The following is a 20080-nucleotide window of genomic DNA, read 5'->3' on the forward strand; positions in this document are numbered from 1 at the left end:
AGGTTACCCACTGCCCGCAGGCCTTATTCAGTTTTTGTCGAATTTCGCTTCAACTAAACGGTTTTTTTGGCGATCTCCTCTGCCAGCTCCGCTGCAAGCTCGGTTACCGGCTTCGCTCCGATGTCCCCTTCTCCGCGCTTGCGCACCGAGACGGTTCCGGCTCCGGCTTCATTCTCGCCGACGATCAGCATGTAAGGAATCTTCTCGAGCTGCGCCTCGCGGATCTTGTAGCCGAGCTTCTCGTTGCGCAGGTCGCTCTCTGCGCGGATGCCTGCCGCAAGCAGCTGCTCCTCGACTTGGCGGGCGTAGCCTTCGTACACCTGGGATACCGGAATGACGCGTGCTTGCTGAGGGCTCAGCCATAGCGGCAGGGCGCCGGCGAAATTCTCCAGCAGGAAAGCGGTCATGCGCTCCATCGTGCTGATGATGCCGCGGTGGATGACGACCGGACGGTGCTTCTTGCCGTCCTCGCCCACGTACTCAAGCTCAAAGCGTTCCGGAAGCAGGAAGTCGAGCTGAGCGGTAGAGAGCGTCTCCTCCTTGCCGAGAGCCGTCTTGATCTGCACGTCGAGCTTCGGACCGTAAAACGCCGCTTCTCCCTCCGCCTCGAAGAACGGCAAGCCGAGCTCCTCGACGACCTCGCGCAGCATGCGCTGGGACATTTCCCACATCTCGTCGTTCTGGAAGTACTTCTCCGTATCCTGCGGATCCCGGTAGCTGAGACGGAAGCGGTATTCCTTGATGCCGAAGTCTTCGTATACCTTGCGGATCAGGTTGACGACACGCGCGAATTCTTCCTTGATCTGATCGGGACGGCAGAAAATATGCGCGTCGTTCAAAGTCATGGCCCGAACGCGATGCAGTCCCGTCAAGGCGCCGGACATTTCGTAGCGGTGCATCGTGCCGAGCTCCGCTACGCGGATCGGCAGATCGCGGTAGCTGCGCATGTCGCTCTTGAACACCATCATATGATGAGGACAGTTCATCGGACGCAGCACGAGCTCCTCGTTGTCCATGACCATCTTGGGGAACATGTCCTCGCTGTAGTGCTCCCAATGCCCGCTCGTTTTGTACAGCTCGACATTGGCCAGCACCGGCGTATAGACATGCTGGTAACCGAGCTTTTCTTCGAGGTCGACGATGTAGCGCTCCAGCGTGCGGCGCACGCGGGCGCCGTTAGGCAGCCAGATCGGCAAGCCTTGGCCGACTTCCTTGGAGAACGTGAACATCTTCAGCTCGCGGCCGAGCTTGCGGTGGTCGCGCTTCTTGGCTTCCTCGAGCAGATGGAGATGCTCGTCCAGCTGCGCCTTCTTCGGAAATGCGGTGCCGTAGATCCGCTGCAGCATCTTGTTCTTGGAATCGCCGCGCCAGTAGGCTCCGGCAACGCTCAGCAGCTTGAACGCCTTGATCTTGCCCGTGGACGGCAAATGCGGCCCGCGGCACAGATCGAAGAACTCGCCCTGGTCGTAGATGGTGATGACCGAGCCTTCCGGAAGATCGCGGATCAGCTCCAGCTTGAGCGGGTCCTCCATCTTCTCGAACGTCGCCAGAGCCTCTTCGCGGCTGACTTCGCGGCGGCGGATCGGAATATCTTCCTTGATGATCCGCTCCATCTCCTTCTCGATCTTTTCCAGATCCTCAGGGGTAATGGATTGCTCCAGATCGATATCGTAATAGAAGCCGTCCTCGATGACGGGACCGATGCCCAGCTTGACCGTCTTTTCTCCATAGATTCGCTTGATCGCTTGAGCCATCAGATGGGCTGTGCTGTGACGGTATACCTCTAGTCCGTCCGCCGAATCGAGCGTGACGATTTCGACCAGCGATCCGTCCTTGATCTCCGTGTTCAGATCCACGACTTTTCCGTCCAGCTTGCCCGCCACCGCGTTTTTCCGCAGTCCGGAGCTGATGGATCCCGCTACGTCCTCGATCGTCGCTCCCGGCTCGTAAGCACGGACCGCGCCGTCGGGAAGCTTGATTTCAATTGCCATTGTCATGCCGCCTCCTGAGTTATAAATAGGATCATAAGGACGCAAAAAAGCACTGCGTCCCGCAAAGGGACGAGTGCTGTACGTTCAGACCCGTGGTTCCACCCTAATTCAACGCCGAGGCGTTCTCTGGGATCCTATAACGGGGATTAGGCCGGCATCACTTACTTTCCGGACGTGCCGGGTTCCATCATGCAGCTTCGAAGGGGTACGGCCGCTTGCGCCTGCGTTAGGAATTTTCAGCCCGGGATTCCTATCTCTGGGACGCGCGTCAAACGCCGCATGTCTTCATCAATGCTTTGACCACATTATATAGAAGCGGGACGTTGCCCGTCAAGGCTCTCCGGCGCCCAAAGCCTGGGAGTTCCCGCCGATTCCGCAATCGCGGCAGCCCGGACATACTTCGGCGCGCTGCTCGAAAATGGCCTGGATCGTACGGATGACCTGATGATCCGGAGTCGGGGTATGGATGCGGATCGAGGCCGGCGCCGCCGTAATCAGGCTGCTCAGGACCATATCCTCCACATTGAGCTCGGCATCCACCAGCTCGGCGATGGCGCGGTCCTCGGAGCGGGTGTCCAGCGGCAGGAAATCCGCGTCCAGAAGCTGGATTTCCTGTCCGTCATCCTGGACGACATGGACCAGCTTGCGGCGGCTCGGCTGCACCGCCACGAAATATTTGAGCAGGGAAATGAATTCCTGATACTGCTTATCCATGACGTATTCCTCGACCGCATACTCCGCCGCTTCCCGCAGCTCCTGCCAATAGCCCTGCAGCCTGAACGTCACGAACCCCTGGAGGTTGAGGCGCGTATTCTCCGCAAGGAAGCCTTCCAGCTCGGCGGCCACTCTGGCCTCCCGCTGCCCGCGGCTGCCCGCCTCTCCTCCAGCGAGCGGTTGCGGCTCCTCGATCTGCCACTGCTCCCCGGACAGGACCAGCCTGCAGCACTGCTCTATAGTAGCGATCTCTTCATCGCCGGTATAATGAAATTGCTTGCGGATGATCGTGCGGATGAGCACCGGCTCGTAACGCTCGACGATGTAGCCCGACAGCCTGGCTGCGGCCTGCGCATAGACAAGCCCTCCGTGCTCGGAGAGAGAGAATCCGGGCAGCCGGGCCGTGCAGATCAGCCTGCGGCCGGACGCTCCCGGCGTCCAGTCCCACAATCGCTCCGCATCTTCCGCCAAGCCGGAGCTTGCCCCGTTCAGCTCGCGGCACAAGGCCTCGCCGCGGTCTTCTTCCTCCGCGATGAGATCCACTACAAGCAGCTCCATGCGCGCTCAACCCCTTTCCTTCCCTTTAGTATATGCCGGGCATGGTCGGATATTCGGCGGGAAGGAGGGCAAAAGGCCTGGAATAAGCATTTTCCGAAGGAGGAAAAAGGTGGTTCTGCGGACATTTTCTATTCATAATGAGGATTGGATTGGCGATCTTTTCATGGTATATTGATTAACGTGTAACCAAGCTTGCATGCTGGAGTGACTCTATTTGGACGATCAATTGCTGGACTTCACCCGAGCGCGCTGGAACCGGATGCTGATGAACGGATTCTGGTGCCTGCTCGGTCTAATGATCTTATTCGAATTCTTGTATCTGGCCTTCATCACTCCGCTTGCTTCGGGAATCTTCTTCAAGAAATACATTCTGCTTCCAACCGTGCTCCATCTTTCCGTGCTGGTCGGGGCAGAGTTTGCTATCCGCTATTTGTCTGAGAGACTGCGCGATTATTCGCTGCTGGTCGCTTCCGCTCTCATGACCTTCATCATCGTTGAAATCAATATCGAAGTGAACTATATCGTCATTGCGCTATTTCTGCCCGTGCTGGTATCCATTTTTTATTTCTCCTCCAAAAAACTCGTCTTTGCCGACGTCCTTTGCCTGCTGTCCCTGTTCTGCCTCTACTTCTTCAACGACAACCTCGATATCTCCCTGGTCGGCATGCTTTCCATTACGGCCATGATGGGGGCATTCAGCCTTGTGGCCTGGGGGGTCATTACGAGAGGCAAGGAAATGCGCCAGTATTACATCCATACATCGCGCTTCAACCAGGAGCTGATGGTCAAGAATACGATCATGGACAAGCTGGCCAAGACGGACGCGCTTACGGAACTGTACAACCATATTACGTTTCATGAATACCTCGACAAGCTGATCGACCACCATGATGTCAGCGGAATGCCGCTGCAGCTTGCCTTGATCGACATCGATAATTTCAAGAGCGTCAACGATCAGTTCGGCCATCGGGCCGGCGATCTCGTCCTGAAGAAAGTATCGGAGATCGTCCGCGCCCAGGCCGGCATGAACGATTTCGTCGCCCGTTACGGCGGCGAGGAGCTTGCCGTCATCTTTACGGACCGGGCCGCAGAGAAGTCCCTTCATATTTTGGAGGCGATGCAGACCAAGATTTCTTCGGCCGTATACGACAAGCTTGGTACCCGCCGCATTACGGTGAGCATCGGTTTCTCCTCTTATGCGGACGAAGGCAAGGAGAATTTCTTTGCCCGAACCGACAAAGCCCTCTATGCCGCCAAATCCTCCGGCAAAAACCGCATCATCATCGCGGAAGAAGCCGAAGTGGCTCAAGCAAGCTTTTCTTGAATGACCCTACAGCCCTGTTGCCGCCCGAAAGGCGGCATGGGGCTGTTTTTTCAGCTGGAAAAAAGGATGCCTGGCGGCAGCCCCAAGTTCATCCGTTCCCGAGGCTCCTCCTCTTGGCAGCTCCGAATCCGCGCCCATACCAAAAAAGACGCCGGTCACCTGAGAACCGCTCCGAGCGATTCACCGGGACTAGCGTCTGAATCAACCAATTAGTTCTGCATGACGAAGTCGCGTTCAGCGTGCTCCCCGTCGTGGAAGACACGAAGAATGTCGTAGCGCGTATTGCGCTGAGCAGGAATCTTGCCCGCCTCCCGGATATACTGGAGAATGAGCTCGATGTTGACCTTGTGGGTCGTGCCCGCCGCGGACACGACGTTCTCCTCCAGCATCGTGCTGCCGAAGTCGTTGACTCCGTACGAGAGCGACTGCTTGCCGATCTCCGGCCCCATCGTCACCCAGCTCGCCTGCATGTTCGGGATGTTGTCCAGCATGATCCGGTTGATGGCCACCATTTTGAGGTATTCTTCCGGCTTGGATTTCTCCCGCTTGAGGTTCGTATTGTCCGGCTGGAACGGCCACGTAATGAAGGCCAGGAAGCCGGGAGAAGGATATCCGAGCGCCTTGCACTCGTCCTGCGCTTCGCGGACGCGAAGCATATGCAGGGCCCGCTCCTCCATCGATTCCCCGAATCCGTACACCATCGTCGCCGTCGTGTTCATGCCGTTGCGCCAAGCCGCCTTCATCGTATCCATCCAGTCGGTCCAGGAGCCCTTCAGGCGGCTGATCTTGCGGCGGGTGCGGTCGTCCAGAATCTCGCCGCCGCCGCCCGGCAAGGAATCGAGTCCCGCCTCATGCAGTTTCAGCAGCGTCTCGTCCAGCGACAAGCCGGAGAGCACCTTCATCTTCTGGATTTCCGCCGGCGAGAAGCTGTGCATGGTCACTTCAGGGAAACGGTCCTTGATCTTGCGCAGAATATCGAGATAGTACTGGAAAGGCAGATCGGGGTTGACCCCTCCCTGCATCAGAATCTCGTCGCCGCCGACATCGACCGTCTCCTGGATTTTCTGCAGGATCGTCTCGTCCGGCAGCACATAGCCTTCTTTCGAGCCCGGAGGGCGGTAGAAGGCGCAGAAGCGGCAGTATACGTCGCAAATATTGGTGTAATTGATGTTGCGTCCGATGTTGAACGTCACGATCGGCTCGGGATGCCTGCGCACCATGAGCTCATTTGCGACTCGTCCCATTTTCTCGATCTCGTCCGATTCCAGAAGCACGATGCAGTCCTCGAGACTGATCCTCTCTCCCTGCAGCGCCTTATCCAGCACGCGGTCCACTTGTTGCATCCGGCAGCCTCCTCTATGCAAGCCAGGTCGTTCCCGGCCGTAATTGTTCCCGATTTCACAAAGTACGTTCCTATTTTCACAACCTAATCCTAACATGAACTAGGCCCCATCGTCACTCTCCAAAAAGACGACGAATCTCCAGCTACGGTGAGAAGAAGAAGCTAAAAACCGGCTTGCAGCCTCAAGAACGCTCCACATCGCCTCTCAAGGGCGTTTTGGACCGTTCCCAAATCGGCCCGGCTGTGCCAATAAAGCTCAGAGTCCACTTCTTATCTGCATACCGATTTATTGAGAAGCCGTAAAAAGAGCACCGCCGAAAGCGGCGGTGCCGAAGCTCCGGTCAAGCTTCCCGAAGCGCTTCTTCGAGATCCTCGATCAAGTCGTCGATATGCTCCAGCCCGACCGAATAGCGCAGCAGGCCGTCGCCGATGCCCCGCTGCGCCCGCACCTCGGGAGGCATGGCCGCATGCGACATCATCGCCGGATAAGAGAGAATGCTCTCCACGCCGCCAAGGCTGACGGCGACGATCGGCAGACGCACCTTGCTGAGCACTTCCTTGGCCCTCGCCGCGCTGCCGGTGTCGAACGACACGACCGCGCCATAGCCGAGCGACTGGCGCTCATGGACTTCGCGGCCCGGATGATCCGGCAGCCCCGGATAATACACGCGGCCGACGCCCGGATGCCGGGACAGCCAGTCCGCCAGTCTCCGCGCGCTGTTCTCGCTCTGGTCCATCCGCGCCTGCAGCGTCTTCATGCCCCGCATGAGCAGCCAGGCCTCCTGCGGAGCCAGAACCGCGCCAAGGCCGTTCTGGAGGGCATAGAGGCGCTTGCCGAGCTCATCGTCGGCCGTCACCGCGAGGCCCGCCAGCACGTCGCTGTGGCCGCCCAGGAACTTCGTGGCGCTGTGCAGCACGATATCGACGCCAAGCTCCAGCGGACGCTGGTGGTATGGGCTCATGAAGGTGTTGTCCACCATCGTCAGCAAACCGTGTTCCTTCGCCCATGACGCCACGGCGGCGATATCCGTAATCTTGAGCGTCGGATTGGACGGAGTTTCCATGAAGACGACGCGGGTATTCGGCTTCAGCGCCGCCTTCACCGCGCCCAGATCCGTCATGTCCACGAACGTCGTCTCGATGTTCATTCGGCTGAGAACCGTCGTCAGGAAGCGATAGGTGCCTCCATAGACGTCTTCCGTCACGATGGCATGATCTCCCGCCGACAGCAGCAGGAAGGCGGTCGAGATGGCCGCCATGCCGGAGGCGAAGGCGAAGCCGCGGGCGCCTCCCTCCAGCAGCGCGATCGCTTCCTCGACGGCCGCGCGGGTCGGATTGCCCGAGCGGCTGTAGTCATGCCTGGGCGGGTTGTAGATGTCGTGGTGATGGAACGTCGACGCCTGCACGATGGGCGTGCTGGAGGCGCCCGTGAACTCGTCCACCTCGGAGCCGAAGTGGATCAGCTTCGTGGCAAAGCGCCGCTTGTCCGCGGCGCGCCCGTTCTCCGACTGCTTGCCCTGTCCGCTCATGCCTGCACACCGCCTTCGATCTCGGTCCGCGCGGCTTCCAGAGCCTGCCCGAGATCATCGATGAGATCATCCGCATGCTCGATGCCGACCGAGAAGCGCAGCAGCCGGTCGTCCACGCCTACCGCGCGGCGGATCTCCTCCGGAATGTCCGCATGCGTCTGGACGGCCGGGTACGTCATCAGCGACTCGACGCCGCCGAGGCTTTCGGCGAAGGCGATGAGCCTGATATGGCGCAAAATCGGCTCGACGTAGCGGGCATCCTTGACTTTGAAGGAGAAAATGCCCGTGTTGCCGGAGGACTGCCGGTTCTGGATCTCATGGCCGGGGTGATCCTTGAGGCCCGGATAGAACACTTCCGCGACAGCGGGATGCCCTTGAAGATATTCCGCCAGCCGCGTGGCGTTGTATTGATGGCGCTCCATGCGCAGGGCGAGCGTCTTCATGCCTCTCATCAGCAGCCAGGAATCCTGGGGCCCGAGCACCGCCCCGATGGAGTTGTGCAGAATGCCCATTTCCTTCGACAGCTCCTCGCCCTTGGTGACGATGAGTCCGGCGAGGACGTCGTTGTGTCCGCCCAGATACTTGGTCGCGCTGTGGATGACGATATCCGCGCCGAGCTCCAGCGGGCGCTGGAAGAACGGCGTCAGCAGCGTATTGTCCACGATCGTCAGCAGGCCCTTGTCCTTGGCCCAGCCGCATACCGCCTTGATGTCCGTCACCATCATGAGCGGATTGGTAGGCGTCTCGATCAGCACCGCCTTCGTCTCCGGACGGCGCAGCTTCTCCATCCCCTCGATATCGTTCGTATCGATGTAGGAGGTTGCGACGCCGAAGCGGGACATGATCCGCTCCAGCAGCCTGTAGGTGCCGCCATACAGGTCGAGGGAGACGATGAGATGATCCCCTTGGCTGAACATGGCGAAGATCGTCTGCAGGGCGGCCATGCCGGAGCTGCAGGCGAACGCGGCGTCGCCCGATTCAAGCTCTGCGGCGGCTTCCTCCAGGACGCTGCGGGTCGGGCTCTTGGTGCGGGCGTAGTCGAATCCGGTGCTCTGGCCGAGGCGCGGGTGCCGGTAGGCGGTCGCTTGGTAGATGGGATAGCTGATCGATCCGGTGACCGGCTCTTCGATGGATCCGATTTGGGCAAGGCGGCTTTCGATCTTCATGGGCTGCTGGCTCCTTCGCTTCAATAAAGTAGGATGAATGGGTTCGAACGGCCGGATTCCGGACTTATATATGGGCTCCGAGATCAAACGGCGTCTGCTGGTAGACGTAGTAGTTCAGCCAGTTGGAGTACAGCAGGTTGGCATGCGCCCTCCAGGTGGACAGAGGCTTGCGGGACGGATCGTCGCCGGGATAATAGTTGACCGGCAGGGCGATCTCCATGCCTTTGGCGACGTCGCGGTCGTATTCGTACTTGAGCGTCTCCGGATCGTATTCGGAATGGCCGGTGACGAAGATCTGGCGCCCGTCCTTGGAAGCGACGAGGTATACGCCGGCATCCGGCGATTCCGACAGGATGTCGAGATCGGCGATGCCCTCGATATCCTCGCGGCGGACCTCCGTGTGGCGCGACTGCGGCACGAAGAACAGCTCGTCGAAGCCGCGCAGCAGGTTGACGCCGCGCTTCTCCACCGTGTGCGGAAACACGCCGAAGATCTTCCGGTCCAGATCGTACTTGGGCACGCCGTAATGATGGTACAGGCCGGCCTGGGAGGCCCAACAGATATGGAATGTCGAAGTCACGTGGCTGCGGCTCCAGTCCATGATGTCCTTGAGCTCTTCCCAGTAGTTCACATCCTCGAAAGCCATCTGCTCCACCGGAGCGCCGGTGATGACCATGCCGTCGAAATAGAGATGGGCGATCTCGTCGAACGTCTTGTAGAACGATTGCAGATGGTCCGACGACGTATTCTTCGACGTGTGCGTGCGCGGATGCAGCAGGACGGCCTCCACCTGCAGCGGCGTATTGCCGATGAGGCGGAGCAGCTGCGTCTCCGTCGTTTCCTTGTTCGGCATCAGGTTGAGGATTGCGATCCGCAGCGGGCGGATATCCTGATGGTAGGCGACGCTTTCGTCCATGACGAATATATTCTCTTCCGCCAGAACCTCCTTGGCGGGCAAATGGTCGGGTACTTTGATCGGCATGCCTGTCACTCCTTTTTCATGAATTGGACGGTATCGCAGGGGTCGGGGCCACAGGCGCCGCTGCATGCAAAAAGACCCCTTCTCGCGCTTGAGAAAGGGTCGCAGGGTCGTATCGACGGAAACACATGCGCCTCTCTCATCTCCCAGACACGCCGCTGCCGCACGCGCATCCGCAAGAATTAGCACCGTGCGTTCGCACGCCGGTTGCCGGGCTTCATCGGGCTGGTCCCTCCGCCTACTCTTGATAAGAAAGTATCGATATTCAATTTGGCCATTCGGCTTCTGTACCTACAATACTGGATACCTGGGCGGGCCGTCAAGAAGCGAATTGCATCCAGCCGCGCCGCTCCAAAATATTTCCCATTGCTAAAACCGGCAGAAACGGATAAAATCAACGAAGTTTTGTCCGCTTGCACCGATAGTGCGGCTATAGCCGCCATGCAGGCGGCATGTCGCGGCGAGAAGGACGGAATGGAGCCTGTCTGCCGTTTTCCTTCACGAACAAATCGAGAAAAAGGGGCGTCATGAATTTGAAGCGTGAAATCGGAGTATTGGAAAGGCCGCCGCTCGGCCCGGGCCTTCTCCTCAGCCTGCAGCATCTGTTCGCCATGTTCGGATCAACCGTGCTTGTGCCCAACCTGCTTGGTGTAAACCCGGCAATCTGCCTGCTCATGAACGGCATCGGCACCTTGTTCTACATCCTCCTGACCAAAGGCCGCATCCCGGCTTACCTCGGCTCCAGCTTCGCCTTCATCGGACCGGCAATGGGGGTCATCACCGCCCATGCTTCCGGCGGAGGCTACGCGGCAGCGCTCGGCGGCTTCATCGTAGCGGGCATCGTCTTTTCGATCGTCGCCCTCATCGTGCAGGCGGCGGGCACGGGATGGATCCATGTCGTCTTTCCGCCGGCGGCGATGGGCGCCATTGTCGCCGTCATCGGGCTTGAGCTCGTACCCGTCGCCGCGCGCATGGCCGGCTGGATCGCCCCGGACGCGGCGACGGCGGCCTCTTGGACTCCCGATACGAAAGTCATCGCCCTATCCGTCATCACGCTTCTCGTCACCGTCCTCGGCTCCGTCCTCTTCCGCGGCTTCCTGAAGATCATTCCGATTCTGATCGGCATCGTCACCGGTTATGTCGTCGCTTATTGCATGGGAATGACGGGCGAAGCGGCCAAAAAAATCGCAGCAGCCGACTGGTTCCAGCTTCCGCATGTGACGACTCCGGTGCTGGACTGGAACGCGATCGCCATCATCCTGCCGGCTGCCTTCGTCGTCATCGCCGAGCATGTCGGCCATCTCGTCGTCACCGGCAACATCGTGAAGAAGGACCTGTCCAAGGATCCCGGCCTGCACCGCTCGCTGCTCGGCAACGGCCTCAGCACGATCGTATCGGGCTTCGTCGGAGCGACGCCGAACACGACCTACGGCGAGAACATCGGCGTGCTCGCCATCACCCGCGTCTACAGCACCTTCGTCATCGGCGGCGCGGCAGCCATCGCCATCCTGCTCTCCTTCCTCGGCAAGTTCTCGGAGCTCATCGCCAACATTCCGCCGGCGGTCATGGGCGGCGTCTCCCTGCTGCTGTTCGGAGTCATCGCGGCTTCCGGACTGCGCATCCTGATCGAGGAGAAGGTCGATTACAGCCGGCCGTCGAACCTGTTCCTGACGACAGTCGTGCTTGTGACCGGCCTCAGCGGCGTGACGCTCAAGTTCGGCGACTTCTCCATCTCCGGCATGGCTTTGGCAACCGTCGTAGCGGTCGTGTTCAGCCTGCTGTTCAAGCTGTTCGAAGTGACCGGCCTCTCCAATGAAAAGGATGGGGCGGAAGGGCACTAATCGTATCTTTTTCAAGGATGGAAAGAGTTTCCGCGGCTGTTTATCAGCCTTGGAAGCTCTTTTTTTGCTTTCCGGCCGAGGCGGCTTTTCCGCCGCCATCTCCGATTTCCATCTGATTAATCGACCGATTTAGCCGGTATCCCGCCCCTTGCTGGGCGCCTTAAAATGTAAGTGCTTACATTTTAAATCGGACAAGGGAGGTCTATCGTGTTCAAATCCATCTGCATCACCCTGCTCGCAGCCGCTCTATCGCTGCCTGCCCAATTGCCGGCCGCCGCCGCGGCTGCGGATGAGGCTCCTCAAGCCTCGAGCGAAGCCTACAGCTGGGGACGGGCTGCTGTCGTCGGCGGAGGGTTCATTCCCGGCATCGTCTACAGCAAGGCCGAGCAGGGGCTTGCCTACGTCCGGACGGACATGGGCGGCGCCTACCGGCGGGACGCCTCCACGGGCGGCGTCTGGAAGCAGCTGCTGGAGGGAGTCGGCATGGAGGAATGGAATCTGCTCGGCGTGGAAAGCATCGCTCCCGACCCGTCCGATCCGGACCGGGTCTATGCCGCACTAGGCACTTATACCAATGACTGGACCGACATGAACGGCTATATCTACCGCTCCTCCGACCGGGGGGACAGCTGGCAGCGGACGGAGCTTCCCTTCAAGCTGGGAGGCAATATGCCGGGCCGCTCCATGGGCGAGCGGCTGGCCGTCGATCCCAACGACGGGAACATCCTGTACCTCGGCGCGCGCAGCGGCTACGGGCTGTGGAAAAGCACCGATGCCGGAGCCACCTGGAGCCGGGTATCATCCTTCACCGCCATCGGCTCGGCTGCCGACGATTATATGAAGGATCCCATCGGCGTCGTCTGGGTGACCTTCGACCCTTCGTCCGGAACGAAGGGGAGCGCGACCCCGGTCATCTATGCAGGGACGGCCGACCGGGACGCCGGCATCTATCGCAGCCGGGATGCCGGAGCGACATGGGAAGCCGTGCCGGGCCAGCCCGGCCAGGGCTTCCTGCCGCATCACGGCGTCCTCTCGTCCGACGGCCGGCTCTACGTGACCTACGCCAAGGATATCGGTCCTTATAACGGCGGCGAAGGCTCGGTATGGGTTCTCGATACGGGTTCCGGACAATGGAGCGACATCAGCCCGGAAGGCGCCGGAAGCACCTCCAGCCCGTACGGCGGCCTCGCCGTCGACGCCAGCCGTCCCGGCACCGTCATGGTTGCGACGATGAACAAATGGTGGCCGGACGAGCAGATCTACCGCAGCCTCGACGGAGGCCGGACATGGAAGCCGTTCTGGACGTACGGGAATTACCCGGAGCGGAACAACAGCTATGAGCTGGACGACTCCCTTTCCCCTTGGCTGGATTGGGGGATGAAGGACAAGCCCTTGCCCGAAACTTCGCCCAAGCTGGGCTGGATGATCGGCAGCCTGGAGATCGATCCGTTCGACTCCGGCTCGATTCTGTACGGAACGGGAGCGACGCTGTACGGCGCTGCCGACGTGACCGCGCTCGACCAGCCTCTTACGGCGGGAGGCAGCGTCTACGGGCCCGTGCATCTGTCCGTCCAGGCGGGCGGCATCGAGGAGACATCCGTGCTGGGGCTCATCAGCCCGCCGGCAGGAGCTCCTCTGCTCAGCGCGATGGGCGATATCGGAGGCTTCCGCCATGCCGATCTGTCCAAAGCCCCCGAGATGATTACAAATCCTTATATCGGAACAAGCACGGATCTGGACTATGCCGAGCTTGACCCCGATTTCATCGTGCGGGTCGGCAATGTTTCCGGTTCGGATCTCGGCATCGGGGTATCCCGCGACAACGGCGCCACCTGGAAGCCCGGCACGAATCCATGGGGCAGCGGCCTTTCCGTGAACGGCGGTTATGTGGCGGCTTCCGCCGACGGACGCTCCATCCTCTGGAGTCCGGAAGGGCAGCCTGTCAGCCGGTCCTCCGATGACGGACAGACCTGGCAGCCGTCGACGGGCATTCCGGCCGGCGCAGCCGTCAGCTCCGACCGCGTCGATCCGGACAAGTTCTACGGCTTCAGCGATGGCTTCTTCTACACGAGCACCGATGGCGGAGCGTCCTTCCGGCAGGAGGCGAGCGGGCTTCCGAAGCGGATCACCAGCAAATTCAAGGCCGTTCCGGGTGTTGAAGGCGATATTTGGCTTGCCGCGGCAGCGGACAATAAAAATCCCGGGGACGCCTTCGGCCTGTACCGCTCCACGGATTCCGGAGCCAGCTTCCGGCAGGTTCAAGGCGTCGGGGAGTCGGCTTCGATCGGCTTCGGCAAAGCCGCTCCCGGACAGCCTTACATGACGGTGTACAGTTATGCGAAGATCGGCGGCCAATGGGGCATCTACCGCTCCGATGACGCAGGCGGCCGCTGGACGCGGATCAATGACGACGCCCATCAGTTCGGCGCCGCCAACCGGACGATTACCGGGGATCCGAGGGTGTACGGCCGCGTATATGTCGGAACCAACGGCCTCGGCATCGTGGTCGGGGAAAGGCAGGCCGGGGAGCCGAATCCGGGCACGCAGCCTTCGCCAAGCGTTGATCCGACTCCGAGTACGGAACCTTCGCCGAGCGCCGATCCGACTCCGAGTACGGAACCTTCGCCAAGCGCCGATCCGACTCCGAGTACGGAGCCTACTGCGACGCCGGCTCCCGGACCGGCTTGGACGCCGAATCCGACTCCGGGCGCTTCGCCTGCCCCATCGGCGGTTCCTGCGCCGTCATCGGCTCCCGCGCCTTCCGCTTCTCCACCGGGCGGATCGGCCGGCAGCGGCCGCCCGTTCACCGATCTTGCGGATGCGCCTTGGGCTGCCGCCGACATCAGCAGGCTCGCCGCGCTGGATATCGTCCGCGGCTCCCTTGCCGGCGCCTTCGAGCCGAACCGCGCCGTGACGCGTGCCGAGTTTGCAGTCCTGCTGCACCGCGCCCTGAAGCTTCCCGAAGCATCGGCATCCGCCGCGGGCAAGGCGCCGTTCAAGGATGTTCCCGCAGACTCCTGGTACAGCCAGGCCGTTGCCGCTGCCGCCGAAGCAGGCCTGATCTCGGGCACCGGCGGCGGAGCCTTCGAGCCGTCCAGGGCGCTGACCCGACAGGAGCTCGCCGTCATGGCGATGCGTGCTCTGCTGCTGCTCGGCAAGTTCGAGGAACCGGACGCAGCAGAGACCGCTTCCCTTCTGGGCGCATACAAGGACGGCGGCAAAACCGCCCCTTATGCCCGGATCTCCCTCGCCGGCCTGCTGCAAGCGGGCATTCTGTCCGGGCTTCCGGACAGAATGCTCGCCCCGGCGCAGCCTGCCACGCGCGCGCAAGCGGCCGTCCTGCTGCTGCGGCTACTCGGCAGCTAAGCCGATCTCCGCCGTCCCAATTCCATGAACGCAGCCGGAATTTCCGCCTCTTGGCGGGGTTCCGGTTTTTTGGCTGCGCTTCTATTTTCCATGCGGTGCAGTTTCCGTACATCCTTTTGCGGCACAGGCGATCGGCATTCCATTCGGCATGGGGCGGCCAGCCCTCCGTCCTTCCCGATCTGCCTTGGGCATCGGCTTTCTGCTCAAGGGGTTCCCGCTGCTTTCTTTCCAGGTTTCCCTGCTTGCCGGCGAGCGCTCCGGAACCCCCTTCCCCCCTTCCGCATACACTGCACGAACAAGCCGGCGGAGAGAGCGGCTGCAGCCGATTTTTCCCGTCTGAATTTCCTTGAGTCCATCCTGTCCTAAAGAGTATACTAGACAAGACTTTCATACTGCCCCGAGGGGAACAAGGAGTGAAACGCCATGGAAGGCGAAGGGCCTACGCCAGCCTCTAGCAACGAACAGCAAACCCAACACCAAGAAGACGACAAGTCGGACCCCGCCTTGCGTGGACGTTGATCTTCCTGCCCTGCAGGCTCTTCTCCGCCCGCCGCCAACGGCTGCGGCATCCGGCTCCTGCTCGTTCTTCCGCGAGAGGAGAATAAGCCATGAAAATCCGCATGGTCAACAACGGGGTGTTCGCCCCCGTCGAAGATTTGCAAGCAACGCTTGCGCCGCCCCTTGAGGGCTTCTACTGGATCGACGCGGACGTCGAGGATCTTGCCGTCCTCCAGCCGCTGTTCGGCCTCCACGACCTGGCCGTCGAGGACTGTCTGAGCGAGGAGGAGCAGCGCCCGAAGATCGAGCTGTACGAAGGCCATTATTTTATCGTTATCAACAGCATCAGGTTCGATGACGAGGAGATCTTCCTCCGGGCGCTCAACATTTTTCTCGGCAGACATTACATCATCACCGTCACGAAGCAGAAGATCAACGAGCTGCGTTCCCTGAAGCCGATTCTGTGGGAGCAGGACGTCAACCGTCCCGACCGCTTCCTGTACCATCTCGTCGACCTTGTCGTGGACAATTACTTCCTCGTCGGCGACCGGATCGAGGCGCGCATCGAGAGCCTCGAGGAAGACATTCTCATGCATACGAAAAAATCGCATCTCGGCGAGATCATCGGCCTGCGCAGCGAAATTCTCTGGCTCAAGAAGGTGCTCGGCCCTCAACGCGACGTCATCGCCACGCTGAACAAAAAGGATCTGCGCCTGATCGACGACCAGCTGCAGAAGTACTTCAGCGACATCTACGAGAATGCGGTCAAGATCACCGAGACGTTCGATACGTACCGCGACCTCATGGCGAACTTGCGCGAGGCTTACCAGTCCAGCCTGTCCAGCCGCGCCAACGAGATCATGCGCGTGTTCACGGCGCTGACGACGATCTTCATGCCGCTGACGTTCATTACCGGCATCTACGGCATGAACTTCGCCCATCTGCCGGGAGAGCATTTCTATTACGGCTTCTACCTCATCATGGGCTTCATGCTTATGCTGGGCGGCGGCATGCTGTTCCTGTTCCGCAAGAAAGAGTGGCTGTGATGAGAGCGGCCGGTCCCCGAAGACGAAGCAAACCCCTTGCATGAGAGCTGCTTAAGTGCAGCCGTGCAAGGGGTTTGCTGTTTTCGGGAATGATGAGCAAGGAGCGCCGGACGGCCGCTTCCGCACGGAGCTAGGCTCCGAAGCCGCTGCCTCCTGCAGCCGCGCCTGGAAGCTCCGCTTGTTCCGCTTGAAGCGCTCCCTTGACGAAGTCGACCAGCGACAGCAGGACCATTCCGATCAGGAAGAAAGCCGCAACCGACAATATCGCCGTCCGGCTCGAGCCTGTCAGCGTGCCGACAATCGAAAAGACGAGCGGGCCGAGCATGGAGGTGAACTTGCTGGAAAGGGCGAGGAATCCGAACCATTCGCCGGATCTGCCTGCCGGTAGAAGTCCCGCATACAGCGAGCGCGCGGCCGACTGGCTGCCGCCCTGGACAAGGCCGACCATGAACGCCAGGATGTAGAAATGCAGCTGGTTCGTCATGAAATAGCCAAGCACGACGATGACCAGATACACAGCCAGGGAGTACATCAGCATCCGCTTGGCGCCGAATCGGGATACAAGCCGCCCGAACAGCAGCGTCGCCGGCAGGCCCGTGAACTGGGTAATCAGCAGAGCCAGGATGAGATCGCTCGATTCGATGCCGATGCTGGAGCCGTAGATCGTCGCCATGACGATGACCGTGCTGATGCCGTCGTTGAAAAACCAGAAGGCGATCATGTATTTGAGCAGCTCGGGGTACCTCTTCAGCGAGCGCAGCGTTTCGCCCAGACGCCGCATGGATTGCCAGGCCGTCCGGCCTACCCTCCTCAGCGCCGGTCCCGACATCCGCTCCGGACGAGGCTCCTTCCAGTTCAGGAAAAGGGGCAGCGAGAACAGCAGCCACCAGATGCCGACCGTCACGAACGAAGCTTTGGTGGCGGCCGTCGAATCGGCGAAGCCGAACCACTCGGGCTTCTGGATCATGAGGATATTGACGGCGAGCAGCAGCCCTCCACCCGCATATCCCATCGCATAACCTTGAGCGCTTACCTTGTGCCGGTCATTTTCCGGGATGCCGTCGCGCAGAAGAGCGTCATAGAAGGTGCCGCCGGTCGTGAAGCCGATGATGCCGAGAACGAGCAGGCAGGAGGCGAGGAACCAGTCTCCTTCTCCGGCAAAAGCCATCAGCGAGCTCGGAACGGCTCCCAGCAGGGTGAACGCGATCAGGAACCGCAGCTTTGAGCCGAGCAGGTCGGCCGCAGCTCCCGCGAGCGGCGACAGCAGCGCGACGAACAGCATGGCGATGCTCTGGGTGTTGGCCCAGTAGACGGAAGCCAGCGAGCCTTCAAGGCCTTTTCCCGCGACCTTGTCGTAATATACCGGCATGACGGCCGCAATCATCGTCGTAGCAAACGCGGAGTTGGCCCAATCGTACAAGATCCAGCCCCTGACAGCCTTTTTGTCCATAAGGAATGCAATCCTCCTCCGATTCGGCTCCGGGCAGGCGGCCGTATGCAACAGCTTCGCCGTCCGGAAACCTTTTCCTGCTGAAGGAGCAAGCGCTGGAGGTCAACTTATTGTAAATTTCCGGAAGCTTTACCCGCCCTGCTCTCTTCTATATACTAAGAAGAAATGATAAAAAACTCTTATCAAAAGGAGGGAAACCTCTGAATATCAGCCAGCTCGAAACGCTGCTCACCATCTCCAAGACGATGAGCTTCCGCAAGGCCGGGGAGCAGCTCAACCTGACCCAGCCGGCCGTATCGGCCCAGATCAAGAGCCTGGAGGAGGAATTCAAGACGGTGCTGGTAGACCGCAACCAGCCTGTGACTTTGACGGACCGGGGACAGGTGTTCCTTGACCATGCCGTGCGCATCCTGTCCATCGTCGAAGAGCTGAAGCAGAAGCTGTCCGACCTGAACCATATCCCGCAAGGCCATATCGTGCTCGGGACGACGAGCTCCATCGCCATCCAGATTCTGCCGCGGGTGCTGTCCTACTTCCAGAACCAGTTCCCTCTGATCAAGACGACGATCCATTCGATGCCGTCCTCCCAGGTCATGGCCAGCGTGGAGAAAGGCAGCGTGGATCTTGGGATCACTTATCTATCCGAAAAGAACCCGAATCTGCAGACGTCGGCTCTTTACTATGATACTTTCGAGCTTGTCGTATCCCCCGCGCATCCGCTGGCCGAGCTCAAGCATGCCTCCATCGACAAGTTGAAGGACATTCCGCTGATCATGCTGTCTCCCGATACGCTCGGCAGGCGCTTCGTCGACCGCATCTTCTCCAAGAACGGCATCATTCCCAATATCGTGATGGAGCTGTCCAGCAGCGAGGAGGTCAAGCGGATGGTCGAGATCAACCTGGGAGCCGCGATCGTCTCCAACCTGTCCATCGCCAACGAGCTCCGGGCGGGCACGCTGCGGATGATCCGGGTGACGGAGCTGGAGGTCACCCATCCGATCGGCGTCGTCTACAAGTCGGGAAGATATTTGAACTCCGCCATGCAGCAGTTCCTGAGCGATCTCAAGGGCATGCCCGAAGCGCAGTTCATCAGCAGCGAGTAGTCCAATAGATTTGCTTTGAATCCGATATGAGCTTGAGGAGGAAACGATCACATGAAATTCGATCTGCACACCCATCACAGCCGCTGCGGCCATGCCGAAGGAAGCATCGAGGACTATATCCGCGCCGCGATCGACGCCGGAATCGGCGCGATCGGCATCTCCGACCATTCCCCCTACTTCGGCAGCGAAGAAGACCATCCCGAGCCGGGCATTGCGATGGCCCGCAGCTCTCTGCCGGGCTACGTCGAGGAAGTGCTGGCCCTGAAGGCCAAATACGAAGGCAGGATCGAAGTGCTGCTGGGCATGGAGTCGGATTTCTTTCCGGAGCATGCCGATACATACCGCAAGGCTTACGAAGCCTATCCGTTCGACTATATCATCGGCTCGGTCCATTTCACGTCAGGCAAAAGCATCTTCAACAAAACCCGCTGGAAGGGATTGTCGCAATCGGCGCAGGCCGAGCAGAAGCGCGAGTATTATGAGCTGATCCGCCAATCGGCCGTCAGCGGCATGTTCCAGGTGCTCGGCCATATCGACGCGATGAAGGGATATTATCCCGCCTTCTCCGGCATCCCGGCTTCCGAGAGCATCGACTTGGCTCTGCAGGCTATCGCCGGAAGCGGGGCGTCGATCGAGATCAACACCTCCGGCAAAACGAAAACGGTCGGCGGCTGGTACCCGTCCAACGAAATTCTGGAAAGAGCTCATTACTTCGGCGTCACATGCAGCTTCGGCTCGGATTCCCATGTGCCCTCGCGGGTCGGAGACGACTTCGAGGAAGTCCGCGCCCTGCTGAAATCGATCGGTTTCCGGGAATGGTTCTTCTATCGGCAGAAGCAGCCCGTGGCGGTGCCTCTTTGATCAGCTGATGCTTCTCCGCAAGCGTTCCCAACAATGTTCAACGGATCAGGCATTCCCGCAGCCTTCAACGGACCAGGCATTCCGCAGCCTTCAACGAATCGAACATGCCAAGAGCCATGGAAGGATTCAAGCTTTTATGTTCAGCTTTGATCTGTCTTATCAATCTGTCTGTTTTCGAGCCCTTAGGGGCTCTATTTTTTTATTGGACAAGCCTTGAAAAATCTTTTTCTGGAAAGGATTGCAAAAACTAATACAATTAGTTATAGTAAAACTAAAGGTATTAGTTTTAGTAAAGAGGAGGATTTCCACGAT

The 20080-nt window shown here is 59.9% G+C and carries 13 protein-coding genes and 1 riboswitch; of the genes, 6 read left to right on the top strand and 7 right to left on the bottom strand.

All coding sequences use genetic code 11. The features are described 5' to 3' along the window. Positions 1 to 53: 53 nt before the first annotated feature. Together thrS and ytxC are read right to left on the bottom strand one after the other, a co-directional pair. Positions 54 to 1991, bottom strand: coding sequence for a threonine--tRNA ligase (thrS, locus tag VE23_RS10320; RefSeq protein WP_048749521.1), 1938 nt, complete (start codon positions 1989 to 1991; stop codon positions 54 to 56). A gap of 330 nt (positions 1992 to 2321) precedes the next feature. Beyond that, entirely contained in the window at positions 2322 to 3263 is a 942-nt protein-coding gene (gene ytxC, locus VE23_RS10325) for a putative sporulation protein YtxC (protein WP_021880122.1), read from the bottom strand. A 214-nt stretch (positions 3264 to 3477) separates the two neighbouring features. Between ytxC and VE23_RS10330 the strand changes: the two genes are divergently transcribed. Continuing rightward, positions 3478 to 4587, top strand: a complete 1110-nt coding sequence (locus VE23_RS10330) for a GGDEF domain-containing protein (RefSeq protein ID WP_048749519.1) — start codon at positions 3478 to 3480, stop codon at positions 4585 to 4587. A gap of 209 nt (positions 4588 to 4796) precedes the next feature. Here VE23_RS10330 and mqnC read toward each other — a convergent pair whose 3' ends face one another. The 4 genes from mqnC to metA all read right to left on the bottom strand — a co-directional run bounded on the left by mqnC (position 4797) and on the right by metA (position 9606). Then, positions 4797 to 5930, bottom strand: a complete 1134-nt coding sequence (gene mqnC / locus VE23_RS10335) for a cyclic dehypoxanthinyl futalosine synthase (RefSeq protein ID WP_049867935.1) — start codon at positions 5928 to 5930, stop codon at positions 4797 to 4799. A 340-nt stretch (positions 5931 to 6270) separates the two neighbouring features. Next, entirely contained in the window at positions 6271 to 7458 is a 1188-nt protein-coding gene (locus tag VE23_RS10340) for a trans-sulfuration enzyme family protein (RefSeq protein WP_049867936.1), read from the bottom strand. Continuing rightward, positions 7455 to 8624, bottom strand: coding sequence for an aminotransferase class I/II-fold pyridoxal phosphate-dependent enzyme (locus tag VE23_RS10345; protein ID WP_048749418.1), 1170 nt, complete (start codon positions 8622 to 8624; stop codon positions 7455 to 7457). Before VE23_RS10345 ends, VE23_RS10340 begins: the two co-directional genes overlap by 4 nt. Positions 8625 to 8688: 64 nt before the next feature. Then, entirely contained in the window at positions 8689 to 9606 is a 918-nt protein-coding gene (metA, locus tag VE23_RS10350) for a homoserine O-acetyltransferase MetA (RefSeq protein WP_048749421.1), read from the bottom strand. 133 nt (positions 9607 to 9739) lie between these two features. Beyond that, positions 9740 to 9857: riboswitch (SAM riboswitch) on the bottom strand. A gap of 279 nt (positions 9858 to 10136) precedes the next feature. Here metA and uraA point away from each other — a divergent pair. From uraA to corA, 3 genes are all read left to right on the top strand, one after another. Continuing rightward, the gene (gene uraA / locus VE23_RS10355) at positions 10137 to 11444 is read left to right on the top strand and encodes a uracil permease (protein WP_048749423.1); all 1308 of its coding nucleotides are present in this window, start codon (positions 10137 to 10139) and stop codon (positions 11442 to 11444) included. A gap of 207 nt (positions 11445 to 11651) precedes the next feature. Next, positions 11652 to 14810 carry an S-layer homology domain-containing protein gene (locus VE23_RS10360; RefSeq protein ID WP_049867937.1) on the top strand — a complete coding sequence of 1053 codons (3159 nt, stop codon included), beginning with the start codon at positions 11652 to 11654 and terminating at the stop codon, positions 14808 to 14810. Positions 14811 to 15418: 608 nt separating this feature from the next. Then, entirely contained in the window at positions 15419 to 16354 is a 936-nt protein-coding gene (gene corA / locus VE23_RS10365) for a magnesium/cobalt transporter CorA (RefSeq protein WP_049867938.1), read from the top strand. 130 nt (positions 16355 to 16484) lie between these two features. On the opposite strand, the gene VE23_RS10370 is transcribed toward corA, so the two are convergent. Next, positions 16485 to 17804, bottom strand: a complete 1320-nt coding sequence (locus tag VE23_RS10370; RefSeq protein ID WP_048744670.1) for an MFS transporter — start codon at positions 17802 to 17804, stop codon at positions 16485 to 16487. A gap of 200 nt (positions 17805 to 18004) precedes the next feature. On the opposite strand from VE23_RS10370, the gene VE23_RS10375 reads away from it, so the two are divergent. Both VE23_RS10375 and VE23_RS10380 read left to right on the top strand, forming a co-directional pair. After that, a complete protein-coding gene (locus VE23_RS10375) occupies positions 18005 to 18907 on the top strand; it encodes a LysR family transcriptional regulator (RefSeq protein WP_048744672.1) in 903 nt (300 codons plus the stop codon). A 51-nt stretch (positions 18908 to 18958) separates the two neighbouring features. Then, positions 18959 to 19768 carry a histidinol-phosphatase gene (locus tag VE23_RS10380; protein ID WP_021878046.1) on the top strand — a complete coding sequence of 270 codons (810 nt, stop codon included), beginning with the start codon at positions 18959 to 18961 and terminating at the stop codon, positions 19766 to 19768. Positions 19769 to 20080: the final 312 nt, after the last annotated feature.

This window comes from Paenibacillus sp. D9, assembly GCF_001188365.1.
In the GTDB taxonomy this organism is placed as follows: Bacteria; Bacillota; Bacilli; order Paenibacillales; family Paenibacillaceae; genus Paenibacillus_O; species Paenibacillus_O humicus.

Coding starts and splice junctions, on each gene's coding strand:
- thrS (WP_048749521.1), bottom strand. CDS start 1,991: ATGGCAATTGAAATCAAGCTTCCCGACGGCGCGGTCCGTGCTTACGAG.
- VE23_RS10370 (WP_048744670.1), bottom strand. CDS start 17,804: ATGGACAAAAAGGCTGTCAGGGGCTGGATCTTGTACGATTGGGCCAAC.
- VE23_RS10380 (WP_021878046.1), top strand. CDS start 18,959: ATGAAATTCGATCTGCACACCCATCACAGCCGCTGCGGCCATGCCGAA.
- VE23_RS10340 (WP_049867936.1), bottom strand. CDS start 7,458: ATGAGCGGACAGGGCAAGCAGTCGGAGAACGGGCGCGCCGCGGACAAG.
- metA (WP_048749421.1), bottom strand. CDS start 9,606: ATGCCGATCAAAGTACCCGACCATTTGCCCGCCAAGGAGGTTCTGGCG.
- mqnC (WP_049867935.1), bottom strand. CDS start 5,930: ATGCAACAAGTGGACCGCGTGCTGGATAAGGCGCTGCAGGGAGAGAGG.
- corA (WP_049867938.1), top strand. CDS start 15,419: ATGAAAATCCGCATGGTCAACAACGGGGTGTTCGCCCCCGTCGAAGAT.
- VE23_RS10345 (WP_048749418.1), bottom strand. CDS start 8,624: ATGAAGATCGAAAGCCGCCTTGCCCAAATCGGATCCATCGAAGAGCCG.
- ytxC (WP_021880122.1), bottom strand. CDS start 3,263: ATGGAGCTGCTTGTAGTGGATCTCATCGCGGAGGAAGAAGACCGCGGC.